The following is a 24,575-nucleotide window of genomic DNA, read 5'->3' as shown; positions in this document are numbered from 1 at the left end:
GGACGGGTCTCCCGTCCACGCGTCCAACCAGCGCCCGCACACCCGCTGACGCTCCGCCACCATGCGCCTGTCCCTCGTCACCCGCTTCTCGGCCCTGGTCGGCACCCTGCTCGCGGTCGGCATCCTGATCGCGCTGGCGCTCGAGCACTTCCTTCCCGGCCGGCCGCTGCTGGTGTTCGTGCTCTGCCTGGCCTGCGTGGTGCCGCTCGCGATCATCACCGTGCGCTCGCAGGTGCAACCGATCCTGTCGCTGTTCCGCGCGCTGGAAGGCACCGTCAGCAGCTACCGCGACGGCGACTTTTCCTTCAGCCTGCACTGGCCCCAGGACGACGAACTGGCCGACCTGGTCGCCTCGCACAATGCGCTCGGCACCGTGCTGCGCGAGCAGCGGCGCGACCTGGTGCAGCGCGAACTGCTGCTCGACACCATGGTGCAGAACACGCCGGTGGCGATGCTGCTGGTGGCCGACCTGCCGCAGCGCGCCGGCACCGTGGTGTACGCCAACCTGGCGGCGCGCCAGCTGCTGGCCGACGGGCGCAAGCTCGAAGGCCACCGCCTCGACGCCTTGCTGGAGCACGCCAGCCCGGCCCTGGTCGACGCGCTGGCGCGCGGCGGCGATGGCCTGTTCACGGCCGGCGAAGGCGAGGACGAAGAGGTCTACCACCTGGCGCGCAGCCATTTCAGTTTGAACGGGCGCCGGCACGAACTGCTGCTGCTGCGCCACCTGACGGCCGAACTGCGGCGCCAGGAAGTGCAGACCTGGAAAAAGGTGATCCGCGTGATCAGCCATGAGCTGAACAATTCGCTGGCGCCGCTCGCGTCGCTGGCCCACTCCGGTGCGGAACTGGTGCGGCGCGGCCAGACCGAGCGCCTGCCGATGATCCTGGAAACCATCGGCGAGCGCACCCGCCACCTGGAGAGCTTCATCCTCGGCTACGCGCGCTTTGCCAAGCTGCCCGCGCCGCGCATCGCGCCCTGCGCCTGGAGCGAGGTGGTAGCGCATCTGCAGGCCCAGGTGCCCTTCCGCATCAGCGGCGCACTGCCCGAGGAAGCGGCCCGCTTCGACCGCAGCCAGATGGAACAGGCCCTGCTGAATTTGCTGAAGAACGCCCACGAATCGGGCTCGCCGCCGGACGAGGTGGAGCTGCAGGTGCGGCGCGCCCAGGACCTGCTGCGCATCGAGGTCGCCGACCGCGGCAGCGGCATGAGCGAAGCGGTGCTGACCAATGCCCTGGTGCCGTTTTACTCCACCAAGCGCAGCGGCACCGGCCTGGGCCTGGCGCTGGTGCGCGAAATCGCCGAAGCCCATGGCGGACGCGTGCTGCTGGCCAACCGCGAAGGCGGCGGCTTGGCGGTGACCATGATCCTGCCCATCTGACCTTTCATTCACCGGAGCCGCCGCATGCTGAAGATTATCGGTAAAGCCACATCGATCAACGTGCGCAAGGTGCTCTGGACCTGCGCCGAACTCGCCCTGCCCTTTGCGCGCGAGGAGTGGAGCGACGCGGTCCACGCCGCCCTGAACCCGAACCGGATGGTGCCGGTGCTGGTCGACGGTGATCTGGTGCTGTGGGAATCGAACACCATCAGCCGCTACCTGTGCACGCGCTACGACGGCGAAGCGCTGCTGCCGCGCGAGGCCGGCGCACGCGCACAGGTCGAACAATGGATGGACTGGCAGGCGACCGAACTGAACACCGCCTGGCGCTACGCCTTCATGGCGCTGGTGCGGCACAGTCCCGCCCACACCGACCCGGCGCAGATCGACGCCGGCATCCGGGGCTGGAACCGGCACATGGGCATCCTCGACGCCCAGCTGGGCAAGACCGGGGCATATGTGGCCGGCGCGGACTTCACCCTGGCCGACATCGTGCTGGGCCTCTCCGCCAACCGCTGGCTGATGACGCCGATGGACCGTCCCGATTATCCGCACGTCGCGGCCTGGCTGGAGAAACTCGACGCGCGCGACGCCTGCCGCCAGTACGGCCGCAACGGCACGCCTTGAGGCGAGCAGGCGCGGTGCTCTGGTAAGATCGGCCTTCACCGCAGAACGCCTCGCCATGTCCAAGCCGCCTCCCTTCGATCCCCGCTTCGCCCAGCCGGGCCACCCACCCGCCACCATCACCGAATTCGAGGGCGTGCGCTCGCTGCACCTCGGCACTTCCTGGGAACAGGGTGCAATGCGCCTGGCGCGGCCGGATGCGATCGAGCTGGAATACGTGCAGATGATGATGGCCTGGCTGCTCTTCCTCGACAATCCGCGCCACATCGTGCAGCTGGGCCTGGGCAGCGCAGCGCTCACCAAGTTCTGCCACCGCCGCTTTCCCGAGGCACGCGTGACCGCGGCCGAACTGAATCCGAACGTGATCGCCATCTGCCGCGCGCTGTTCGAGCTGCCGCCGAACGATCACCGCCTGGACGTGCGCGAGATGAACGCGCTCGACTTCGTGCTCGATGCGGCCAACCACGGCCAGGTCGACGTGCTGCAGGTGGATTTGTACGACGAGGAAGCGCGCGGCCCGGTGCTCGACACGCCGGAGTTTTATCAAGGCTGCTTCGACTGTCTCAGCCCGAACGGCATCATGACCACGAACGTGTTCGGCGACCTGTCCAGCTACGACAAGAACCTGGATGCGATGCGCGAGGTGTTCGACGCCGTGGTCTGGCTGCCCGAGGTGCACGACGCGAACATCGTCGTCATCGCCTTCAAGAACGCGCCGCAGATCGACTTCGCCGTGCTCTACGAGCGTGCCGGCGAGATCAAGCGGCGCTACAACCTGCCGGCCAAGAACTGGGTGAATGGCCTGAAGGAGTGGATGCGCGACCAGACAGAATGAGCGCCTGAAAAACCTCCATGGCAGCGTTGCACCGTCTCGCCGTACTAGCGTACTGTCTTCGCCGGTGCGCCTTGCCCTGAAGGTTTTGTCAGGCGCTCAAATAAGACCGCGCTCCAACAGTCACACGATCACTGGCACTCCGCCGGCAAGGCACGCTGCGCGATGCCTTCGGCGCTGCAGCTCCACGACACCTTGCCGTCCTCGTCGAGCGAGGGCTCGAACACCAGCGTGCCGGCGCCCTCTTTCGTGTCGATGCTGGTCATCACGCGCAGCACGGCGTTCTTCGGATCGATCTCGATTTCGCGCACCTGCCCGCCCGGATTGGCCGGGATGCCGGCCTGGGCCAGCGTCGGGATGCGGCCATGTTCGGCCAGGTAGTGCTCGACCTTGGCGCTGGCCTGCTGGCCGGTGGCGTAGGCGCTCATCGCCACCGCCTTGTGCGTGTATTCCTGGTAGGCCGGAATGGCGACCGCCGCCAGGATGCCGGCCATCGCCACCAGCGCGATCAGGCCGCCCATGCTGCCGGCGGCGGCGCCTCCCAGGCGCGGCACGAACAGCGCCAGCAGCGTCGCCAGCAGGTGGCGGCGCGGCTGCCGCGGCTCCTGGCCGGCAGCCAGGGCGCGTACCGCGGCCATGCGCTTGACCAGCCACGGGTAGTCGCCGACCAGTTCGTGGAAGGACATCCAGAAGCCCTCGGTCTCGCGCGACTGCTCGATGAAGGCGCTGTTGTTCATGGTGCGCCAGCGCTTGCCGCCGGCCGCCAGCGCGGCCATGCCGAATTCGGCGTTGACCGGCTGCTCGCAGGCGGCCAGGCCGTGGCGGTCGCAGGTGTACTCGCGGGCGCGCGAATAGGCGGCGCCGATCAGCGGCAGGATCGAGGCCGGCAGCAGCACGGTGCCCCAGCTCAGGTGCTTGCGCTTGATGTGGCCGATCTCATGGCCGATGTAGAAATTCAGGGCGTCCGGGTTGTCGTGCAGGCCGTCGACCACGTCCGAGTACAGCACCAGGAAGTCGCGCCCGAGGAAGCGGGTGGCAAAGGCATTCAGCGAGCCGCCCATCTGCAGCAGGTAGGCGTCTGGCGCGCGCTCCAGGCCCAGCTTGAAGCAGCAGGCGTTGATCTGCGCGTCGAGGTCGGGAAACTGCTCGGGCGTGATGCGCACGGCATTGCCCTTGAGGTAGGAGATCAGGGCGGACTGCGCGAAGCAGTAGAACAGGAAGAACATCAGCGCGTAACCGAACACCGCCCCGCCCATGCCTGCCACCAGGCCGGCCCAGACGATCAGCGACAACACCAGCATCACGACGAACAGCGAGCGCTCGTTCTTGTACACCAAATCCATTGCACACCTTTCGATTGTCTGTTTGTAATTCCAACATGACAACTTTACTTTATTGTCTAGAGGAAATAAACAGACTGTTCAGCTAGGTGTTGCCAGTTAGACACAGGGAGCAGGCTTCCCGTGGCAGTGTTGTCGCATCGCAAGCCCAGAAGAGTTATCGCGAGCAAGATTTCCCGGTCAATGACCATCTTCAATGAGGAACCGCGATGATCCACCCCACGCTGCATCCCACCCTGCTCGCCGCCGCCCTGCTGGCCGCCTTTCCGCAAGCGCAGGCACAGACTGCCGACCAGGAGGCGCCCCATACCGTGGTGGTGATCGGCTCGCGCGCCGCCGCCCGCTCGGCCCTCGACACGGCAGTGCCGGTCGGCCTGGTGGGCAGCCAGGACCTGGCGTCGACCGGTACCCTGGAGCTGGGCAAGGCGCTGCAGGAACTCGACCCCTCGTTCAACTTCAGCACCACCTTCATCAGCGACGGCACCGACATCATCCGCCCGGCCACCCTGCGCGGCCTGGGGCCGGACCAGCTGTTGGTGCTGGTGAACGGCAAGCGGCGCCACCAGCAGGCGCTGGTGAACGTGCAGCAGACGGTCGGACGCGGCTCGGCCGGCACCGACATCAATGCGATCCCGATGTCGGCCATCGACCACATCGAAGTGCTGCGCGACGGCGCCGCCTCCCAGTACGGCTCGGACGCGATTGCCGGCGTGATCAACATCGTGCTGAAGGAAGGGGCGGGCAAAAGCCTGGTCGGCGCCAGCGCCGGCACCACGTCCGAGGGTGACGGCGACACCTTCGGCGCCAGCGCATACCACGGCTTTGCGCTGGGTTCGGATGGCGGTTTCCTGTCCCTTGCCATCGAAGGCCGCCGCCGCGGCGAAACCAACCGCGCCGGACCGGACACGCTGCGGGTGACGCCGGCGCGCGTGACCCAGCGCATCGGCGACAGCCGCGCCAAGGACGCCTATGTGTGGACGAATGCCGCGCTGCCGCTCGGCGGCGGAGAACTCTACCTGTTCGGCGGCGCCTCGAAGCGCACTGGCGAAGCGGCCGGTTTCTTCCGCCCGCGCGAAGATGCGCGCAACGTGCCGGCCGTGTACCCGGACGGCTTCCTGCCCGAGATCCGTACCGAAGTGCGCGACGCTTCACTGGCCTTCGGCTATCGCGGGGAGCTGGGCGGCGGCTGGAAATATGACGCCAGCTTCAACCACGGCCGCAGCGAACTGGTGTTCAACGAACGCAATTCGATCAACGTCAGCTACTGGTACGAGAATCCCTGCAAGTGCGAGTCGCCCTTCGAGGCCTATACCGGCACGCTGGGCTTCCACCAGTCGACCTTCAACCTCGACCTGAAGGGCACGCTGCACTTCCTCGATCAGCCGATTTTCGTCGGTGCCGGCTTCGAGTACCGGCGCGACAGCTACCGCATCGAGGCGGGCGAGCCGGTGTCGTACCAGTACGGCCGCACCAACAACCCGGCGCTGCGCATCCGCGACCAGCACGGCGGCATCGCCCAGGCCGGCATCCAGGGCTTCCCCGGCTACACGCCGGCCAATGAAGTCTATGCAGGCCGCCACAACACCGCCTTCTACATCGACGCCGAACACAAATGGAGCGAGCAGCTCACGCTCGGCTCGGCCCTGCGGCGCGAGCGCTATTCCGACTTCGGCAGCACCACCACGGGCAAGCTCATTGCCCGCTACGACCCGAGCCGCAGTGTCGCCTTGCGCGCCAGCGCGTCCACGGGTTTCCGGGCGCCGTCGGTGCAGCAGAAGTTCTACAGCTCGGTGTCGACCAATTTGAACGGCGCCGGCGTGCTCACCGACACCCTCACCGCACGCGAAGGCAGCCCGGTGACGCGCGCCTTCGGCATCGCGCCGCTGAAGGAAGAGACATCGCGCAGCGCCAGCGCCGGCATCCTACTGCGTCCGGCGCCGAACTTCAGCATCACGGCCGACGTCTGGCGCACCGACATCGACGACCGCATCGTCTTTTCCAGCACGATCTCGCCCGAAACCGGCGCCTGCGCCACGCCGGCCGCCTGCCCGATCCGCACCATCCTGGCGCCGCTGCGCGTCGGCCAGGCCCAGTTCTTCACCAACGCGATCGACACCGAAACGCGCGGACTGGACATCACCGCCGAGCACACCACGCGCGGCGTCGCCGGCGGCAAGCTGGTGCTGTCCGGCCAGTTGGGCCTGAACCGCACGAAGGTGAAAGCGCGCCATTCGCAATCGAGCGTGCTGAGCGGCGCCCAGCTGTTCGACGATGCGCAGGTGACGCTGATCGAACGCGGCCAGCCGCGCCAGCACCACGTGGTGGCCGCCGATTTCACGCGCGGCGCCTGGAACGCGAACCTGCGCGCGAATTACTACGGCAAGGTGCAGGGCCAGGGCTTCACCACGCCCTATGTCCAGACCTGGGATGCGAAGTGGCTGGTCGACCTGGCGCTGCGTTTCTCCGTGTCGCGCAACCTGAGTTTGTCGGCCGGCGCCAACAACGTCTTCGACACCTACCCGACGCGCTGGGACCCGGTGCGCGCCGCCCCCTTCCCGCAGATGGGCTTCACCCACTGCTGGGAAACCTGCCCCTTCGGCATCAATGGCCGCAGCTACTACGCCCGCGCCGAATATGCGTTCTAACAGGAAAGTATAAATACATGCTGTGTTTGTTTCCGCACTGAACAGGGCCGGGCGCGGTCCTATGCTGGGGTCGTACAGCAACCGCCGGTTGACCACAGCAAGTGACGAATCATGAACACGCCCAGCTCCGCACCTTCCGCCACCGGGACCACCGAGGTCCCAGCGTCATCGAACGACAAGCGGCGGGCGGCAGCCTTGTCGCTGACTGCATGGAAGCAGTTCGTGAACGTGGCCAAGCCCTACTGGCTGGGCGAGGAAAAGCGCAGCGCCTGGGCCTTGCTGCTGCTCCTGATCGTGCTGATGCTGGTCGAGACCAAGCTGGCCGTCATGCTGAACAACCAGGCGGGCGAAATGACCTCGGCGCTGGCGGGCAGGAACAGCGACCGCTTCTGGAACTCCGTGCGCGCCTGCCTGTTCGTGCTGGCCTTTGCGGTGCCGGTGTATGCCTTCTATTACTACATGCGCGACCGTTTCGCCAACGGGTGGCGGCGCTGGCTGACCGGCCGCTTCCTCGACGGCTACCTGACAGGCCGCAAGTACTACGCGCTCGGCTCGAACAGCGAGATCGACAACCCCGACCAGCGCATCAGCGAAGACATCAACACCTTTACCGGCCGGTCGATCCACTTCCTGCTGATCTTCATCGGCTCGATCATGCAATTGGTGGCCTTCAGCGCCGTGCTGTGGTCGATCTCCAAGGTGCTGGTCGGCGTGCTGGCGGTGTATGCGCTGGTGGGCACGGTCGTCGCCCTCTACGTCTTCGGCAATCCGCTGATCCAGCTGAACTTCTGGCAGCTGCGGCGCGAAGCGGATTTCCGTTTCAGCCTGATGCGCCTGCGTGAGAATGCCGAATCGATTGCCTTCTACCGCGGCGAAGCCCAGGAACGCGCGCATATCGACGGCAAGTTCGACAGCGTGATCAAGAACTTCGCGCAGCTGATCAGGAAGCAGTGTTCGCTCAACCTGTTCCAGCGCACCTTCAGCCAATTGACGCTGGTGCTGCCCTTCGTGATCCTGGCCCAGGGCGTGCTGTCGGGCGAGCTGGAAGTGGGCCGCGCGGTGCAGGCGGCCGGCGCCTTCACGGCAGTGCTGACCGCCGTCGGCGTGATCGTCGATAACTTCGAGAGCCTGAGCCGCTTCGTGGCGGGCATCGACCGGCTGCAAGCCCTGTCGCGGCTGATGCTGCCGGAGACGGAGCCAGAGGCCACCAGCGCCGCTGCCGACGCCGCGCAGCCGTGCATCCGGATGCAGCCTTCCAGCCACCTCGCACTGGAATCCCTGACCCTGCATCCGCCGCGATCCGAGCGGGTGCTGATCAAGGAACTGAGCCTGATCCTGAAGCCGGGCGACGCCCTCCTGATCACCGGCGAAAGCGGCTGCGGCAAGAGTTCGCTGCTGCGTGCCATCGCGGGGCTGTGGAACACCGGCAGCGGCACCATCCACCACCCGCCGCTGGAGAGCTTCTTCTTCCTGCCCCAGCAGCCCTATCTGCAGGCGGGCACGCTGCGCAGCCAGCTGCTGTACCCGAGCGGGCAGTCGGCGCTCGACGACGCGCAGTTGCTGGCGATCCTGGAACAGGTGCACCTGCCGCGCCTGGCCGAGCGCGTGGGCGGGCTGGATGCGGTGCAGGACTGGGAAAAAGTGCTGTCGGTCGGCGAGCAGCAGCGCCTGGCCTTTGCCCGCGTGCTGGTGCATGCGCCGTCCATCGTCATCCTCGACGAAGCCACCAGTGCGCTCGACAGCGCCAACGAGGCGTCCTTGTATGCACGCCTGCGCGAAAGCGGCACCACCCTGATCAGCATCGCGCACCGTCCGGCCGTGCTGCGCCACCACACGCATGTGCTGCGCCTGCTGGGCGAAGGCGCGTGGGAAGTGCACGAAGCGAGTAGCTATCAGTTCGATGGCACGGTCACGCCGCTGCGCACCGGCGCTGCCAATTTGCAGTTGGTGCAGGCGGCGCCTGTCATGGCGGCTGCGGGGTAAGCCGTTTCTAATCAGGCACCGCACATCGCTAATCGGCCTCCATGACCCGAACGAGTTGCATGATGTTCTTCTCGCTTCGCTGCAGATCGATCGGCAGCGATAACGTGGCATGCTTTTCCAAACGTTTCAGTAGCTCGACCAGCCTGCCGGTTCGCGTCGATGGTTCGGGAGACCAGGTCCAGGCGCAGGCGCCGTCGGATGTCGTGAACACGTAACTGACGCCATCCAATCCCATGTGGCCCGATTCCTTTGGCTTCGCGATCGCCGAGGTGTACACGCGCCTGATCCGGTCCGCGGCCAGCGCGCTCAGCGGAGCATGGCGCGTCCTCGTGAGGATATCTGGCTTCTTGAAATTCATCCGGTACTTATGCCTGGACACCTGTTCAAACGACTCTTCCCAGAAGGACCTTGCGAACTCCACAAAATAGAGTTCGCTTCCGACGACTCTCAATCCGGATTCAGACGCGAATGAGGGATACGTCGTCAGCTGGATTGACGATGGCTTTCCGACGGCCTTGTCGATGAGACCATTGACACGCGTGTGATACGGATCGTTGCGTTCATCACGACAAGGCTCGAGTGCGTCGTGTGCGCTGGCAGAGGACTGGAACACCTCCAGCAGAAGCAGCAGTAACAGTGTCTTCAGCGCGCCAGGCCGCCGTGAAGCCGAACCCGGACTCAATGCGCGTCCGGAGACAGCGGATAGCCGAGAGAGGAACAGTTGACCAGGATGCGCTCCCGAAACAGCCCGGCATCGAAGCCGCCGAGCTTTTTCTGCTTTTCCAGCAAAACGGCCGATGCGGCATGAATGCGTTGCAGGACGTGCCGAACCCCGTCCTCGACAGGGGGCGAAATCAGGTTTGCAAAATCCGGCCTGACGCTGAAATGACCGACGTTGAGCCAGTCAGGGTTGGGTGGAAGCCCGAGACGCGACCGGCCTGAAACACGCTTCTGGAAACGGAACGGATGGCGCGCCCGTCCATCCGGCCGCGCCAGGTACGCGAGCATCTCTATCTGGATCCACAAGTGTTCCATGGGGCCGCCATACTCGCCGTCCAGGCTCTGCGCCAGCTTCTTCAATACAGGATCGAGTGCGTCCGCGATTGCCCTGGTGTCTTCGTCGATGACGTTCGCATGGAATGCGACTTTCATGGACCTGCCTTTCTCCGGTATCGGAAGCACATCGGATATGTCGAACGTACGGGTAGATCAGCGCCGCTCGCGCCACCACAGGCACAGCATCGCCAGCGCGAACACGACGGCGAACGGCCAGCCGGGCAGCGCGCCCTGGTTCTGCGCAGCCGCCACTGGCGTGCGCGCCGCATAGCGGGCCGTGGCATCGCGCCGCTCGGCCGCCTGCCACAGCGGCCAATCGCCCGCCGCGTAGACATAGACCTGACCGGCTACCGGCTTCGTGCCCTGGGTTTCCATGCGCAGCCAGCCGGCCTGGCGCGGCCACACGGCGACACAGGATGCATCGACGCGGTCGCTGCGGCGCTGCCAGGACAGGGTCCGGCCCAGGTCCGGGAAACGGACCTTGCCGCTCACGCCCTGGGCGCAGATTTCCATTCGCTGATTCGGCAGCGGCATCTCTTGCGGATCGAGCCAGTGCACGTCCTCGATGCGCTGCACGGCCAGCGTATCGAGTACGCCCTGCCACCATAGCGCCAGTGCACGCGGTTCCTTGATCGCCTGGCGGTGCCAGTCGGCGGCGCCGAGCCAGCCGATGCGGCCCTGGCCCCACGGGCGCGCCCACACGGCGTCCTTGCCGGTCCACGTGCCGGCCTGCTTCGATGCCGGATTCAGGGGCGCGGATGTCAGGGCCAGCGAGCCGATCGTGGCGTCGGCGGCTTGCGCGCGCAGCGCCAGCTGCACGCTGCGCGACCACACCGCGCTGTCGTTGGCATTCCCGCCCAGGACCAGCAGCGCGGCGCCCTTCTCCACTTCTTCCAGCAAGGCGCTGCGCGCGACGCCGGATGCGCGCTCGAACCAGGCGGCGTCGATCACCAGCAGGTCCGGCGCGTCCATCTTTTCGCGCGCGGTTTCGCTGCGGGTGACGGTTTTGCCGAGCGCCACCTGCCAGTCGATCACGGCATGGCTGCTTCCCAGCAGTTCGTTCAGTACGCGTAAATCGAAGGATGGTGCGCTGAAGCGGCCGCGCACCTGCAGCGGCGGGATCTCGCTGACCACCACCGGCACCGGTCCTTCAGCCAGCAGCTTGTCTTGCGCATCCAGCAGGCGCGCCTTCAGCTCCAGGGTTTCGGCCAGCGGCGGCAGCCAATCGACCGTGAGCGCGCCATCGCCGCGCGCTTCCGCCAGTACCTGGCCATTCTCGGCAACCAGTTGCAGGCGCGCCGGCGTCTTCGCCGTGCGCTGCACGGTGAGCGTGAACATGCGGCCCAGTGCCAGGCGGCGCGGGAAGTCCAGGCGCAGCGTGTCGGTCGTTGGCGGCGTCCACGCCAGCGGACGCGCCGGCAGATCCTGCCATTGCGCGACGCGCAGGCCGTCGCCCTGCAGGCTCAGGGCGCGCACGCCGTCGAGCGTCGCCGGCGGCCGGGCGGGGTCGATGGCCAATGTGCCGCCCATTTCGCCGGGCAGCTTCCAGCCGGTGGCCAGCAAGACCAGTGCGCCGGTGGCAAGCAACACCAGCAGCGCATCGACCACGCGACGGCGCCACAGGTAGAGCAGCAGGCTGATGGCGCCGATGATGACGATGGCGGCGATCATTTCGCGTCTCCCTTCGCATGTTCTCGCTGCCAGGCCTGGGTGAACGGCGTGTGCGCCCTTGGTGTCGCTTGCAGGATCACCGGCGCCTGCGCGATGCCGGCGCGCAGCCAGGCGCGCAAGGCGGGACGGCAGCGCAGGCAGCCATCCGCCACGTCCTGGATCGCGCGCTGGGCGGCCAGCCGTTGTTCGTCATCGCTCAGGCGTTCGCGCACCCAGTCGTGGGCGGTGCGGGTCCACAGGGCCGGCAGCGGGCCTTCGTTCGACAAGGCCGTCACCAACTCGCGCAGCGGCAGCGGGATCGCATCCCCGGCTTCGCCCTGCTCGCGCCGGTAGCTGGCCGCGCCCACCACGTCGCCCGTCATGCGGATCTCTTCCTTGATCGGCGGCGGCACGAAAGCCGTCTTGTGCAGGTAGATGCGGTCGGCCTGCTGCAGTTCCTTGATCGCTTCCAATGCCTTCAGTTCCGGCGCCAGCGCGGTCTTCGGTGTGATGGCGCGCAGCGCCTTTTCGGCGTCCCACATCGCCACCAGCGCGCGGCGCAGGATTTTCTTGGTGCCTTCGTCGTAGAGCGTGGCGTTCTCGGCTTCGTCGTGGGCGTGGCCGAATTCGTGCAGCACGTCCATCTGGCCATTCGCCGACGCGTGGCCGTGGTCGTCGTCGTGTTCTTCCTCGCCGCCGAACAAGGTCGATTCCTCGCCCAGGAACTGGCCGTAGCGGCGGCGCAGCTGGGCCTGGTCGGCGGCGATGGCTTCGCTGCGCTCGCGCGCTTCGCTTGCCGCCATGCGGGTGGCTTTCATGTCGGCGATCAGCTGCTCGGTGTCGATGATGATCTGGCGCTGGCTGCGCAGGCTTTGCGGCTTCACCAGCATCGGCATGGCCGAGGTGACTTCCTCTTCTTCCTGCTCCGGTGCGGGCAGGCGCAGGGTGTAGGTCGGCGACTGCACGGCGTGAGGCTGGGCGGCGTTGTCGACGGCACGGACAAAAAAGTACATCTCGTCGCCCGGCTCCATGCCGAGTTCCGCCAGCGTCCATTGCCTGGACCAGTTGCGCACGCGCGGGTCGTTCGATGCCGGCAGCGGCATCTCGCGGTCGGTGAACTTGATGTTCTCGCCGCTGCCGCGCGCCAGGGTCAGGTGCAGGGTGGCGCGGCGCACGGCGTAGTCGTCGCGCACCGTCAAGGCCATGGCGGCGGTCTTCGCATCCGGCTTGAGCTCCTGGACCATCTGGGTCGGCTGGGTGACCGTGATCTGCGGCGGCGCATCCGGCGTCACCTTCAGCGTGTAGCGCGCGCCGCGCCAGCGCCAGAACAGGGATTCGGTGGCGGCCAGCTCGGCGCACTTGGCGCCGGCGTTCAGCGTACGGCCATCGCTGAGTTCGAGGATGGTCTGGCCGGCTTCCGGGTTCTTCAGGCACCAGGCGATCTTGCTCCCTTCCGGCAGTTCGAGATGACGCGGTGCGCCTTCGGTGCGCGCCAGGCCGGTGTAGGCAGGTGGGGTCGCGGTAACCGTCAGTTCGGGAATCACGGCAGCCTTGGCGGCCGGCGCCGCGGCTGCGGGTGCCGTTCCCTTTGACGCCTCACCCTGCTGGCCAAAGAACCAGACGATGGCGGCAAAGGCGAGCCAGGGTGCGAGCCAGCTCAGGCCCATGTCGATATGGCGGCGCACGATGGCGCGCACGGTGCGGGCGTCGAGACGCTCGGCGATGCGCGCCAGCAGGCGCTCGCGCTGCATCCTGGCCAGCGGGGTGTCGGCGTCGACGAGCAGTGCGCTGCTGTCTTCCAGCTCGGGCACATCCGCGTCGAGCCAGCTTATCCAGCCGTGCGCAACTCGCTGGCGCAGCCGCGCGCCATCCCACATGCACCAGGCGACCCAGGCCAGGAGTCCCGGCAGGAGGCGCAGCGACAGCCAGGGCAAGGCGCCCAGCACCCACAGCGGCAGGCGCCGCAGCAAGGCGGCACGCCAGATGCGCCGGGCGATGTCAGCGTCGGCGTGCATGGGTCACACTCCTCTCGAGAGCAAACAGGACGACCAGCGCCCACATCAGGAAGCCGCGCAGGGCGCCGTCCGCGTGCGTTGTGGACGGGACACTCGACGCGGCAAAGGACTGCGACGGCGCAGTGTAGGCCAGCGGCGCGTAATGCAGGCTGCGCCAGGTTTCCAGCAGGCGGCGCGCGGCGGCCGGGTCCGACGGTGGCCAGGCATCGGACGTCCACAGGCGGCCACGCGCGCTGTCGGCGTAGCGGATGCCGTCGACCGTTGGCGCTTTTGCCAGCTCGGGGAAGGCGCTCGCATCGGCGACCCACCACAGCGGCGCGCGCATCGAAGCCGGCGGCGCCTCGGACTGGTCCCAGACGATCAATTCGGTTTTCGCGCCAGGGGCCTCCTCGACCACCGCGTGCAGCGGACCGTTCAGGGCCGCGAACATGCGCCGCCATTCCCCGGCCCGTTCGCCGGCGACGGCAACGTGCACCTCGCCTGGTACGGAAGGCTTGGCCAGCGTGCGCAGGTCAAGCGCATGACGGAACTGCGGCGGCGTGGCCGGCATCGGAATATCGCCCAGCACCAGCAGGCGCGCATCCGGCTTCCATTCGCGCTCGTGCGAACGGACCCAGGCCAGCGCTTCGGCTGCCGGCAGCGACAGACGCGCCGCATCCTTGAATCCGGCGGCCTGCACCTGCTGCTCGGCCCAGCGCGCATCGGTCCCCTCGGCCACGACCACGGTGTTCCCGCGCCACGGCAGCACCGGGTTGGCCAGCCAGGCGATCAGACAGGCCAGCAGCAGGCAGCGCAGGATCATGAGGATGACGTCGGCCCAGCGCCACACGCGCATCTGGCGCGGCTCGGTGCGCGGCAGGAAGCGTGCCGTGGCCATCGGTTCCGCCGCAACCTGGACGCGCTTCTTGCGATGCCACCAGATTGGGAGCAGCAAGGTCGGTAAAGCCAACCACCACAAACTGTTCATCGTCGTCCTGCCTGGCGTAGCCACATCCTGAGCACATCGCCCGGCGCCTGCTCGATGCGCGCGTCCACCAGCGGGACGTCAGCCGCGCGGCAGGCCGCCGTCACGGTAGCGAAATGGGCCTCGCGGTTGCGCAGGTAACCCTCGCGCAAATCGGCGCCGAAGCGGAACACGCCACCCTCGCGCTCGGGGTCGCGGTAAGCCGGATCGGCATCGAAACCGCCCGTGCACTCGGCCTCGGTCTGGATGCAGGCCAGGCGCACGTCGTGGCGCATGTCGCGCAGGCGCAGCAGGGCTTCCGATAGGGGTGAAGGAAAATCGAGGAAGTCGCTGGCGGCAAACACCAACGAAGGCGCGCCGGCGAAACGCAGTCCGGATTTCAGGGCGGCGGCATCCGGCAATTCGCCTTCGGCCCGGGCCGCGTTCAATCTGGCCAGCACGCGCTGCAACTGACGTGGACCACGCGCGGCGGGCGTGAACTGCACGCGGCCACCGGACAGCACGACCAGGCCAAAGGCATCGCCCTGGCGCTGGGCAATCGCTGCCACGCAGGCCAGCAGGGTGCGCGCGTAGGCCAGCTTGTCGAGTCCGGGAATGCTGCGGCTCGGCTCCATCATCGAGGCGCTGGCGTCCAGCACCAGCCACAAAGCGACGTGGCTGTCGCGCTCGGCCTCGCGCACATAGTAGCGGTCGGCACGCGCCAGCAGCTTCCAGTCGACGCGGCGCCACTCGTCGCCCGGCGCGTAGGCCCGGTATTCGGAGAACTCGACGCCGGAGCCGCGTTCGCGGCCGGCGTGGATGCCCTGCCCCAGCCCGGCCAGCACGTGGCGGATGACGAGGTCGAGATTGGTCGTGTGCGCGATCAGCGCCGAGCTAACTGATGCCATTGCTTATGCCAATTCAGTCGACCTTGATCTCGCGTTGCAGGGCCTGCAGGATATCGGCCATCGCCACGCCATCGGCTTCGGCTTCGAAGTTGCGCACCACGCGGTGCGCCAGCACCGGCAGCAGCATCGCGCCAATATCGTCGCGCGTTACAGCCAGGCGCCCTTGCATCAGCGCGCGCGCCTTCGAGGCCAGCACCAGCGCCTGCCCGGCGCGCGGACCGGCGCCCCAGCCGACGTGCTTCTTCACCGCGGCCACCGTCGTTTCCTGCGGCCGCGTGGCGCGTACCAGGCGCGTGGCGTAGCGCACCAGGTGGTCGCCGATCTCGATATCGCGCACCAGCTGCTGCAAGCGCAGCAAGGTGGCCAGGTCCATCGCGGCTTCCGCGTCCTGGAGGCTCGATCGGGTGGTGGCCGCCACCATCATGACTTCCTCGTCCTCGGTCGGGTATACCACGTCGATGCGCAGCAGGAAGCGGTCGAGCTGGGCTTCGGGCAGCGGATAGGTGCCGCTCTGCTCGATCGGGTTCTGGGTGGCCAGCACGAAGAAGGGGCGCGGCAGTTGATGCGTCTGGCCGGCAAAGGTAACCGAGCGCTCCTGCATCGCCTCCAACAGGGCCGACTGGGTTTTCGGTGGCGCGCGGTTGATCTCGTCGGCCAGCAGCACTTGCGTGAACACGGGGCCGGGCTGGAAGCGGAAGGAACGCTGGCGGGTGGCCGCGTCTTCTTCCAGGATCTCGGTGCCGACGATATCCGAAGGCATCAGGTCGGGCGTGAACTGCACCCGGCGGAACTGCATGTCGGTGGCCTGGGCCAGCGACTTCACCAACAGGGTTTTACCGAGGCCCGGCACACCCTCCACCAGCGCATGCCCGCCCGCCAGCAAACAGGTAATCAGGAGCTCGACCACGTTTTCCTGGCCGATGATCACGCGCCCCATGCTGGCTTTCAGGGCGGCGGTCTTGGCCACCAAATCCGCTACTTCCGCTTCGTTCCACGCTACCGCATCTTGTTCAGCCACTGCTCAAGCCCCTAACGCATATTGAATGATGTTCACCGCAAAGCGGGTGTTGTCGACCGCGAGAAAACGCTTGTTACGGAAGTCGTAATCCCACTCGCAGCCATAATCCTTGTTCGAGTACAGGACGCGCACGCGCCCGCCAATCTCGATCGCCTTCAGGTATTCGTGCACCAGGTCGTCGCCCCAGCCGTTCAGCTCCACCGAAGTATTCGGCGGGCCGTCGAACTTGAAAAAGCTTGAATATATCGGGTGCTTGTTCGGTATCTTCTTCAGGGCCGAGGCCCCGAAGATCTTCGCCATCTCGGCCTCGAACGATTTCGCGAACAGGCCGTCGATGTCGTGGTTGCAGTCGTCGACGAAGACGAAGCCGCCGCCCTTCACGTAGCGCTCGAAGTTCTTGCGCTCGGCCGGGGTGAACTGCACCAACTTGTGCCCGGCCAGGTAGCAGAACGGCGCTTCCAGCATCTTCGGGTCGCTGAGCGACACCATCCGCTCGGCCGGGTCCACCTTCAGGGTGGTGTACTCGACCAGCGAATTGAGCACATTGCTGGGCATGCGGATGTCCACGTCCCAGTCGCCCGACTCGTACATCAGGCGCGTGAAGTAGAAATCGTATCTAGCCATCTTCAGGCGCCATCTACACCGCGTCGGACAGCGAAGTGAAGTTGAAGTCGCGCACCTTCATCGGCGGCAGGATCATCTGGTACGGCACTTCGTCCGGCGCGATCACCTCGGGTTTGCCCAGCTCATCGACGTTGTTGAGCAGCGTGACCGGGCTTTCGTTGAAGCGGAAGTTCTTGATCGGGTACTTGATCTTTCCGTTCTCGACGTAGAAGGTGCCGTCGCGGGTCAGGCCCGTGATCAGCAGCGACTGCGGGTCGACCATGCGGATGTACCAGGTGCGGGTGACGACCACGCCCTTCTTCGTGGAGGCAATCAGCTCTTCCAGCGACTTGCTTCCGCCGGCCATGATCATGTTGCCGTGGCCCGCGGTCGGCTTCACGCCCTGCTTCTGCGCCCAGTAGCGCGAGTATTCGAGCGAGGCGATGCGGCCGTTCTTGATGATGTCGGTACGCTGGCGTGCCATGCCGGTCTGGCCATCCCAGGGCATGACCGGCACATCCGGATTCCACGGATCGGCCCAGACGTTGATGCGCTCGTCGAACAGCTTGTCGCCCAGGCGGTTCTTGCCACCGGACTTGGTGAGGAAGCTGCGGCCTTCGTCGGCGTCGCGCGCGCTGAAGGAGCCGAACATATTGCCCAGCACTTCGGAGGTCGCGGCCGGCTCCAGGATCACGGTGTAGCGGCCCGGCTCCAGCGCTTTCGCGTCGACCGAACGCAGCGCCTTTTCGATGGCGACGCCGGCCGCCTCGCGCGCGTCGAAGCGGCGTGCATCGACCGCGGCGCGGCTGACCCAGCCCGAACCGCGGCCGTCTTCGGTGCGCGCGGTGCAGGTGTAGGTCAGGTCGGTCATCTCCTGGAAGCCGAACACGCCGTTCGAGTTGGCAATCGCGTTGAAGCGGGTGTTATCGTTGAAGAAGCCGGCGGTGACCAGCTTGTTCTTCTTCGCTTCCTCGATGCTGTAGGCCGCCACTTGTGCGCGGAAGTCCGGGTCGATGTCGGCGGTGGCGCGGACAAAAGTCGGCGTGGCCCTGTATTCCTGCTTGCCGATGGCCGGCATGAATTCCGGATTCTCGGGCGCCAGGCGCGCCAACTCCTCGGCGCGGCGCACCGCCTTTTCGAGCGACTTGTCGTCGAACTCGTTCAGCTGGGCGATGCCCGATTTCTTCCCGAACGCCACCTGCACGGTGAGGGTCATGTCTTCGTTCAGGCCGGCGGTCGAGATGCTGTTGCGCGCAAAGCGCACGTTGCCCGAGCGGTTGCCGCTGATGTCGACGCTGCATTCGTCGGCCTTCGAGAACGAAAGGACACGGTCGCAGATACGTTTTGCTTCTTCCTGGTTCAGCTGTTTCATGTGTTCTCCTCAACCGATCTTGCGTGCGGTGTTGATGACATTGATGCCGTTGAAGCGCGTGGTGCTCGACCCGTGCGAGACCGCGCTGACCTGGCTCGGCTGGCCCTTGCCGTCGAAGAAAGAGCCGCCCATGCGCCAGTCGCGTTCGTCGCAGATGGCGCTGCAGGCATTCCAGAATTCCTGGGTGTTCGACTGGTAGGCCACGTCTTCCAGCGGATTCGTGATCTTGCCGTTCCTGATCTCGTAGAACAGCGTGCCGCCGAACTGGAAGTTGTAGCGCTGCTGGTCGATCGAGTAGGAACCGCGGCCGACGATGTAGATGCCTTTCTTGACGTCGGCGACCATCTCGTCCGGCGTCATGCGCGCCTTGCCGGCGGCCAGCGACACGTTCGGCATGCGCTGGAACTGGACGCTGCTCCACGAATCCGCATACGAGCAGCCGTGCGATTCCTTTTCGCCGATGATATGGGCCTGGTCGCGGGTGGCCTGGTAGTTGACCAGCACGCCGTCCTTGATGATGTCCCACTGCTTGGCGCGCACGCCTTCGTCGTCGTAGCCGATCAGGCCGAGCGAGCCCGGCGTGGTGCGGTCCGCAACAAAGTTCACGCGCTCGGAACCGAACTTGAATTTCTTCGTCTGCCACTTGTCGAGGGTGGCGAAGCTCGTCCCTGCGTAGTTGGCTTCGTAGCCGAGCACGCGGTCGAGTTCCGTCGGGTGGCCGACGGCTTCGTGGATGGTCAGGAACAGGTGTTCCGGCGCCAGCACGAGGTCGTACTTGCCTGGTTCGACCGACTTGGCGGACAGCTTTTCGCGTGCCTGCTTGCCGGCGAGGCGCGCATCCTCGACCACGTCATAGGACTTGGTGTAGAGCGTGGTGACGCCGCCGGCGGCGCGCACCTTGTCTTGCGCGCGCACGTCGAAGTATTCGTAGCCCATGCTCACCGGCGCGCCCAGGCCGCCGCGCGATCGGAACTTGCCGGTGGCCTTGTCGACGGCCGTGGCGTTGATCGGCGCCCACAGGCGGTGGATGTCCTGGTCGATGTAGGAGCCGTCGGTGGAGGCGAAGTACTTTTGCTGGTTAATCTGGAACAGGTTCGCCGTCATGAAGCTGGCGCCCGCCTCCAGGCCGGCCTTGTTGGCGGCGATCAGCATGTCGGCCTTTTCCTTCACCGGTACCGCGCGCCAGTCCTTCTTGATCGGCGTGGCCCAGCTGACTTCGCCTACGCCCTTCACCGGCGCGAGTTGTACCGGCTCGGTTTGCAGCTTGGCGTTGGCCTTGGCGATGGCTACCGCCTGGCGCGCGGCGGCGGCCACGGCGTCGGGGTGCATGCTGTTGGTGGCGGCGAAGCCGTAGGCGCCGCCGGCGATCACGCGCACGCCGACGCCGGTCGATTCGGTGTTGGTGATGTTCTCGACGTTCAGGTCGCGCGTCGTGATGAACTGGTTCAGGTAGCGGCCGATGCGCACGTCGCAGTAGGACGCGCCGGCCTGGGTGGCGGCGTTCAGGGCGGCGTCGGCCAGGGATTTCTTGAAGCTCAGCGCCATCGGGTTGAGCAGGTCTTCGGCCGCGATGGCGTTGCCGAAGACCGGGACCAGCATGGCGCCAGCAGTGCCGGCGCCGATTTTCAGAAAACTACGTCGTTCCATTGTGTCTCCATTTACCGCGCGTGTTTCCATATCCGCGCTGCGTCCCGTACGGTGGGCACCCCGTGCCCACGCGGATGCGTGCGCGTTGTTACCTTGTGTTGTGGCCTGCTTCCGATGCGCTGCCACGGTGCGTCCGAATGCGCATCGTTAAAGCGTCAACATGACGCGCACGTTCGCGTGGGCACGGAGTGCCCACCGTACGGTCAGCGCCAACATGCATGTCAGCGCCAACGGACCTTATACCGCGTCCGAGAGAGACGTAAAGTTAAAGTCGCGCACCTTCATCGACGGAATCACCATCGGATCCGGACCTTCGTCGCCACCGATCACCACCGGCTTGCCGATCTCCTCGATGTTGTTCAGCAGCCCCACCGGGCTTTCGTTGAAGCGGAAGTTCTTGATCGGGTGCTTGATCTTGCCGTTCTCGATGTAGAAGGTGCCGTCGCGGGTCAGGCCGGTCAGGGCCACCGACTGCGGGTCGACCATGCGGATGTACCAGGTACGGGTGACCAGCACGCCCTTCTTGGTGTTCGCGATCAGCTCCGCCGTGGTCTTGTCGGTGCCGCCCATGATGAAGTTGCCCGGGCTGCCGATCGAGCGCGCGTTCTTTTGCTTGGCCCAGTAGGCCGAGTAGTCCATCGCGGCCACGCGGCCATCCTTGATCAGCGCGGTGCGTTCGCGCGCGCGCATGTCGTTGTCCCACGGGAGCACCGGCACGTCCGGGTTCCATGGGTCGGTCCAGATGTTCACCTTCTCGTCGAACAGCTTGTCGCCCAGGCGGTTCTTGCCGCCGGCCTTGGACAGGAAGCTGCGGCCCTCATCGGCGCGGCGCGCGTCGAAGCCGTTGAACATATAGGCCAGCAAATCGCTGGTGGCGGCCGGCTCCAGCACCACGGTGTAGCGGCCCGGCTCCAGCGCTTTCGCATCGACCGAGCGCAGCGCCTTTTCGATGGCGACGTCGGCTGCCTCGCGCGGGTCGAATTTGGCCAGGTCGCGCGCCGAGCGCTTGACCCAGCCCGAGCCGCGGCCGTCTTCGGTGCGGATGGTGCAGGTGAAGTCGAGCGAAGTCAGGACCTGGTGGCCGAAGACGCCGTTCGAATTCGCGATGGTCTCGAACGAGGTGGTGTCGGTCAGGAAGCCCGCTGCCACCAGGCCCTGCTTGCGGCAGGCCTCAATGCTGTAAGCGGCGGCCTGGGCGCGGATTTCCGGGTCGATGTCGGCGGTCTTCTGGACAAAGGTGGCCGACTGCTTGAACGCGGCCTTGCCGACGGCCGGCATGAACTCCGGGTTCTCCGGCGCCAGGCGCGCCAGCTCTTCGGCGCGGCGCACCACGCGTTCGAGCGACTTGTCGTCGAACTCGTTGATGCTGGCGGTGCCCTGGCGCTTGCCGAAGGCGACGCGCACGGTGATGCTGGTGTCGTCGGTCAGGCCGGCGGTGGAGACGGCATTGCGGGCAAAGCGGATGTTACCGGCGCGCTTGCCGCCGATGCTGACGATGCACTCGTCGGCCTTGGTCAGCGACAGCACGCGGTCGCAGATGCGTTTGGTCTGTTCCTGGGTCAAAATGGTCATGTACTGTCCTTAGCCGATCTTGCGGGCGGTGTTGATCACGTTGATGCCATTGAAGCGCGCGGTCGATGACCCGTGCGAGACGATGGAAATCTGCGGTGGCTGGCCCTTGCCGTCGAAGAAGGAACCGCCCATGCGCCAGTCACGCTCGTCGCAGATGCCGCTGCAGGCGCTCCAGAATTCCTGGGTGTTGGCCTGGTAGGCCACGTCTTCGAGCATCTCGCCGATCTTGCCGTCCTTGATTTCGTAGAACAGCTGGCCGCCGAACTGGAAGTTGTAGCGCTGCTGGTCGATCGAGAACGAACCGTCGCCGACGATGTAGATGCCCTTCTTGATGCCCTTGACCATGTCGTCCGGCGACATCTTCTTCTTGCCGGCGGCGAGCGAGACGTTCGGCATGCGCTGGAACTGCACGTTGCTCCACGAGTCCGCGTACGAGCAGCCGTGCGACTCCTTTTCGCCGATGATGTGGGCCTGGTCGCGCGTGGCCTGGTAGTTGACCAGGATGCCGTCCTTGATGATGTCCCACTGCTTGCAGCGCACGCCTTCGTCGTCGTAGCCCACGGCGCCGAGCGAACCCGGGGTGGTCTTGTCGGCGACGATGTTGACGATCGGCGAACCGTACTTGAATGTCTTCGACTGCCATTTATCCAGCGTGGCGAAGCTGGTGCCCGCGTAGTTGGCTTCGTAGCCGAGCACGCGGTCGAGTTCCGTCGGGTGGCCGACCGATTCGTGGATGGTTAGGAACAGGTGCTCGGGGCTGAGCATCAGGTCGTACTTGCCCGGGGTGACCGACTTGGCGGTGAGCTTGCGCTTGGCGTCGCGGCCGGCGGCGCGCGCGTCTTCGACGATGTCGTAGGATTGGGTGTACAGGGTGGCGACGCCGCCGGCGGCCTTGATCTTGTGCTCGGGGCGGGCGTCGAGGTATTCGTAGCCCATGCCGACCGGGGCGCCCAGGCCCTGGCGCGAACGGAACTTGCCGCTGGCCTTGTCGACCGCGGTGGCGCTGAACGGCGCCCACAGGCGGTGCAGGTCCTGGTCGATGTAGGAGCCGTCGGTAGAAGCGAAGTACTTCTGCTGGTTCACCTGGAACAGCATCGACTGCATGAAGTTGGCGCCGCCGTCCATGCCGGCCTTGTTGGCGGCGATCAGCAGGTCGGCCTTGTCCTTGATCGGCACGGTGCGCCAGTCTTTCTTGATCGGCGTGGCCCAGGCGACTTCGCCCACGCCCTTCACCGGCGCCAGCTGCACCGGCTCGCTTTGCAGCTTGGCGTTGGCCTTGGCGATGGCGACGGCCTGGCGCGCGGCGCCGGCGATGCCGTCGTTGGTCATGTCGGAGGTGGCGGCGAAGCCATAGGCGCCATTCGCGATGACGCGCACGCCGACGCCGGCCGACTCGGTGTTGACCACGTTCTCGACGTTCAGGTCGCGCGTGGTGACGAACTGGTTCAGGTAGCGGCCGATGCGCACGTCGCAGTAGGAAGCGCCGGCCTTGGTGGCGGCGTTCAGCGCGATGTCGGCCAGCGCTTTTTTCGCCGAGGCGGCCATCGGATTGAGCAGCTCTTCAGCCGCGATTGCGCGGCCAGCCACGGGGATCAGCATCGAGCCAAAGGCGATGGTGCCGATGTTGAGAAAGGTACGACGTTCCATTCTGTCTCCTGAATTCAAGCTGCTTCTGGGGCGGCGCGCACACGGGCAAGCCGCGTATGTATATCGAGAACTCGTGGCTGCTGTCGCGGCAAGCGCGACGGCAAACTGCTCAACATTATCAGTAACCAAACGTTTTGAATAGGCAATCTTTGCGGTCGATACAAACTGGCTACACGGCTACGCATGGGTGCTGCATGCGGGGGCGTTTTTTGTATTGACACTCACCTGAAGAGTGCACGCGGATTCGCTTGACTGTGCCGTATGCATGCCTGATCATCGGGCGCGACGCTCAACCACAATGGAGACGCAACCGATGAAACGACTGATCCTGGCAGCAGCATTGGCCACTGGCCTGCTGGGCGCCGCCCAGGCCGACGACGCTTTGAAAGCCGCCATCGCCGGCGAACACCGCGCCGCCACCAATAGCGCGCGCGATGTCTACCGCCACCCTTACGAAACCCTGACCTTCTTCGGCATCAAGCCGACCATGACGGTGGTCGAGCTGGTGCCCTCGGGCGGCTGGTACACCGAGATCCTGGCGCCCTACCTGCGCGACAAGGGCAAGCTGATCGGCGCCGGCCAGGCCATCGCACCGGGCAACCGCTATGGCGAGGCGTTCAAGAAAAAGCTCGATTCGAATCCGGCGCTGTACGACAAGGTCGTGACCAGCGTGTTCGAGCCGCCGAGCCGCTACGAGATCGCCGCGCCGAACAGCGTCGACATGGTGCTCACCTTCCGCAACCTGCACAACTGGGTAGGCTATGGCGACGACTCGGTGCAGACGATTTTCAAGGAAATCCACAAGGTGCTGAAGCCGGGCGGCGTGCTGGGCGTGGTCGATCACCGCTTGCCGGCGTCGATGAAGCAGGACGAGAAGGCCTCGAGCGGCTACGTGCACGAATCGTATGTGATCAAGATGGCCGAGAGCGCGGGCTTCAAGCTGGCCGGACGGTCGGAAGTGAATGCGAACGCCAAGGACAAGGCGGACCACGACAAGGGCGTGTGGACGCTGCCGCCGGTGCTGGCGAACAAGGACAAGGATCGCGAGAAATACATCGCGATTGGCGAGAGCGATCGGATGACGTTGAAATTCGTGAAGCAGTAAGTGGACGGGGCCGGTGGCCCCGTTTTTTATCGTAGTGCCGGCATCTTCGTGAGGCAGGAATGATCGAGGCGGTGACCGTACGGTGGGCACGCCGTGCCCACGCGGAAGCGTGATGCGTGTTGGCGCCGTTTAATACCGGCACTCTGCAAAGCGTTGGCTGTCGCCCAAGATAGGAGTTAGCGATTGTTCTTTGAGACACGTTGTCTCGATACGCGCAGCGCGTCCAGAACAAGACCG

The 24,575-nt window shown here is 65.9% G+C and carries 19 protein-coding genes; 6 read left to right on the top strand and 13 right to left on the bottom strand.

What is annotated here, in order from left to right; all coding sequences use genetic code 11:
• Positions 1-61 precede the first annotated feature (61 nt).
• Genes QPK31_RS22905 through QPK31_RS22895 form a run of 3 tightly spaced genes read left to right on the top strand, consistent with a single transcriptional unit; the run spans position 62 to position 2,837 of the window.
• A complete protein-coding gene (locus tag QPK31_RS22905; RefSeq protein ID WP_290425204.1) occupies positions 62-1,378 on the top strand; it encodes a PAS domain-containing sensor histidine kinase in 1,317 nt (438 codons plus the stop codon).
• Between the two features lie 24 nt (positions 1,379-1,402).
• Positions 1,403-2,005, top strand: coding sequence for a glutathione S-transferase N-terminal domain-containing protein (locus QPK31_RS22900; RefSeq protein ID WP_290425203.1), 603 nt, complete (start codon positions 1,403-1,405; stop codon positions 2,003-2,005).
• Positions 2,006-2,060: 55 nt separating this feature from the next.
• Positions 2,061-2,837, top strand: a complete 777-nt coding sequence (locus QPK31_RS22895; RefSeq protein ID WP_290425202.1) for a spermidine synthase — start codon at positions 2,061-2,063, stop codon at positions 2,835-2,837.
• Positions 2,838-2,965: 128 nt separating this feature from the next.
• On the opposite strand, the gene QPK31_RS22890 is transcribed toward QPK31_RS22895, so the two are convergent.
• Positions 2,966-4,177: a M48 family metalloprotease gene (locus QPK31_RS22890; protein WP_290425201.1), complete on the bottom strand. Its 1,212-nt coding sequence runs from the start codon at positions 4,175-4,177 to the stop codon at positions 2,966-2,968.
• Positions 4,178-4,383: 206 nt separating this feature from the next.
• Between QPK31_RS22890 and QPK31_RS22885 the strand changes: the two genes are divergently transcribed.
• Positions 4,384-6,819 (top strand): TonB-dependent siderophore receptor, encoded by a 2,436-nt coding sequence (locus QPK31_RS22885; protein ID WP_290425200.1) that lies wholly within the window; start codon positions 4,384-4,386, stop codon positions 6,817-6,819.
• Between the two features lie 111 nt (positions 6,820-6,930).
• Positions 6,931-8,802, top strand: a complete 1,872-nt coding sequence (locus QPK31_RS22880; RefSeq protein ID WP_290425199.1) for an ABC transporter ATP-binding protein/permease — start codon at positions 6,931-6,933, stop codon at positions 8,800-8,802.
• 28 nt (positions 8,803-8,830) lie between these two features.
• On the opposite strand, the gene QPK31_RS22875 is transcribed toward QPK31_RS22880, so the two are convergent.
• The 12 genes from QPK31_RS22875 to QPK31_RS22820 form a co-directional block, all read right to left on the bottom strand.
• A complete protein-coding gene (locus QPK31_RS22875; RefSeq protein ID WP_290425198.1) occupies positions 8,831-9,484 on the bottom strand; it encodes a hypothetical protein in 654 nt (217 codons plus the stop codon).
• Complete coding sequence (locus tag QPK31_RS22870; protein ID WP_290425197.1) at positions 9,481-9,954, bottom strand: hypothetical protein; 474 nt, start codon at positions 9,952-9,954, stop codon at positions 9,481-9,483. The genes QPK31_RS22875 and QPK31_RS22870 overlap by 4 nt, the downstream gene beginning before the upstream one ends.
• 57 nt (positions 9,955-10,011) lie before the next feature.
• Complete coding sequence (locus tag QPK31_RS22865) at positions 10,012-11,529, bottom strand: hypothetical protein (protein ID WP_290425196.1); 1,518 nt, start codon at positions 11,527-11,529, stop codon at positions 10,012-10,014.
• Complete coding sequence (locus QPK31_RS22860) at positions 11,526-13,523, bottom strand: hypothetical protein (protein ID WP_290425195.1); 1,998 nt, start codon at positions 13,521-13,523, stop codon at positions 11,526-11,528. The genes QPK31_RS22865 and QPK31_RS22860 overlap by 4 nt, the downstream gene beginning before the upstream one ends.
• The gene (locus QPK31_RS22855) at positions 13,507-14,490 is read right to left on the bottom strand and encodes a BatA domain-containing protein (protein ID WP_290425194.1); all 984 of its coding nucleotides are present in this window, start codon (positions 14,488-14,490) and stop codon (positions 13,507-13,509) included. Before QPK31_RS22855 ends, QPK31_RS22860 begins: the two co-directional genes overlap by 17 nt.
• Positions 14,487-15,374: a DUF58 domain-containing protein gene (locus QPK31_RS22850; RefSeq protein WP_290425193.1), complete on the bottom strand. Its 888-nt coding sequence runs from the start codon at positions 15,372-15,374 to the stop codon at positions 14,487-14,489. The genes QPK31_RS22855 and QPK31_RS22850 overlap by 4 nt, the downstream gene beginning before the upstream one ends.
• A 13-nt stretch (positions 15,375-15,387) precedes the next feature.
• Positions 15,388-16,392: a MoxR family ATPase gene (locus tag QPK31_RS22845; protein WP_290425192.1), complete on the bottom strand. Its 1,005-nt coding sequence runs from the start codon at positions 16,390-16,392 to the stop codon at positions 15,388-15,390.
• 3 nt (positions 16,393-16,395) lie between these two features.
• The gene (locus QPK31_RS22840) at positions 16,396-17,016 is read right to left on the bottom strand and encodes a DUF4159 domain-containing protein (protein ID WP_290425191.1); all 621 of its coding nucleotides are present in this window, start codon (positions 17,014-17,016) and stop codon (positions 16,396-16,398) included.
• Positions 17,017-17,029: 13 nt separating this feature from the next.
• Entirely contained in the window at positions 17,030-18,367 is a 1,338-nt protein-coding gene (locus QPK31_RS22835) for a TldD/PmbA family protein (protein ID WP_290425190.1), read from the bottom strand.
• A 9-nt stretch (positions 18,368-18,376) separates the two neighbouring features.
• Positions 18,377-20,014: a TldD/PmbA family protein gene (locus tag QPK31_RS22830; protein ID WP_290425189.1), complete on the bottom strand. Its 1,638-nt coding sequence runs from the start codon at positions 20,012-20,014 to the stop codon at positions 18,377-18,379.
• Positions 20,015-20,251: 237 nt separating this feature from the next.
• Entirely contained in the window at positions 20,252-21,586 is a 1,335-nt protein-coding gene (locus QPK31_RS22825; RefSeq protein ID WP_290425188.1) for a TldD/PmbA family protein, read from the bottom strand.
• A 9-nt stretch (positions 21,587-21,595) separates the two neighbouring features.
• Positions 21,596-23,233 carry a TldD/PmbA family protein gene (locus QPK31_RS22820; protein ID WP_290425187.1) on the bottom strand — a complete coding sequence of 546 codons (1,638 nt, stop codon included), beginning with the start codon at positions 23,231-23,233 and terminating at the stop codon, positions 21,596-21,598.
• A 313-nt stretch (positions 23,234-23,546) separates the two neighbouring features.
• On the opposite strand from QPK31_RS22820, the gene QPK31_RS22815 reads away from it, so the two are divergent.
• Positions 23,547-24,338 (top strand): class I SAM-dependent methyltransferase, encoded by a 792-nt coding sequence (locus QPK31_RS22815; RefSeq protein WP_290425186.1) that lies wholly within the window; start codon positions 23,547-23,549, stop codon positions 24,336-24,338.
• The last annotated feature ends 237 nt before the right edge of the window (positions 24,339-24,575 follow it).

It is taken from the genome of Massilia sp. YIM B02769, assembly GCF_030411995.1.
GTDB lineage: Bacteria > Pseudomonadota > Gammaproteobacteria > Burkholderiales > Burkholderiaceae_D > Telluria.
Note: the sequence above shows the minus strand (reverse complement) of the source record. Positions and strands in the feature narration are given on the sequence as shown.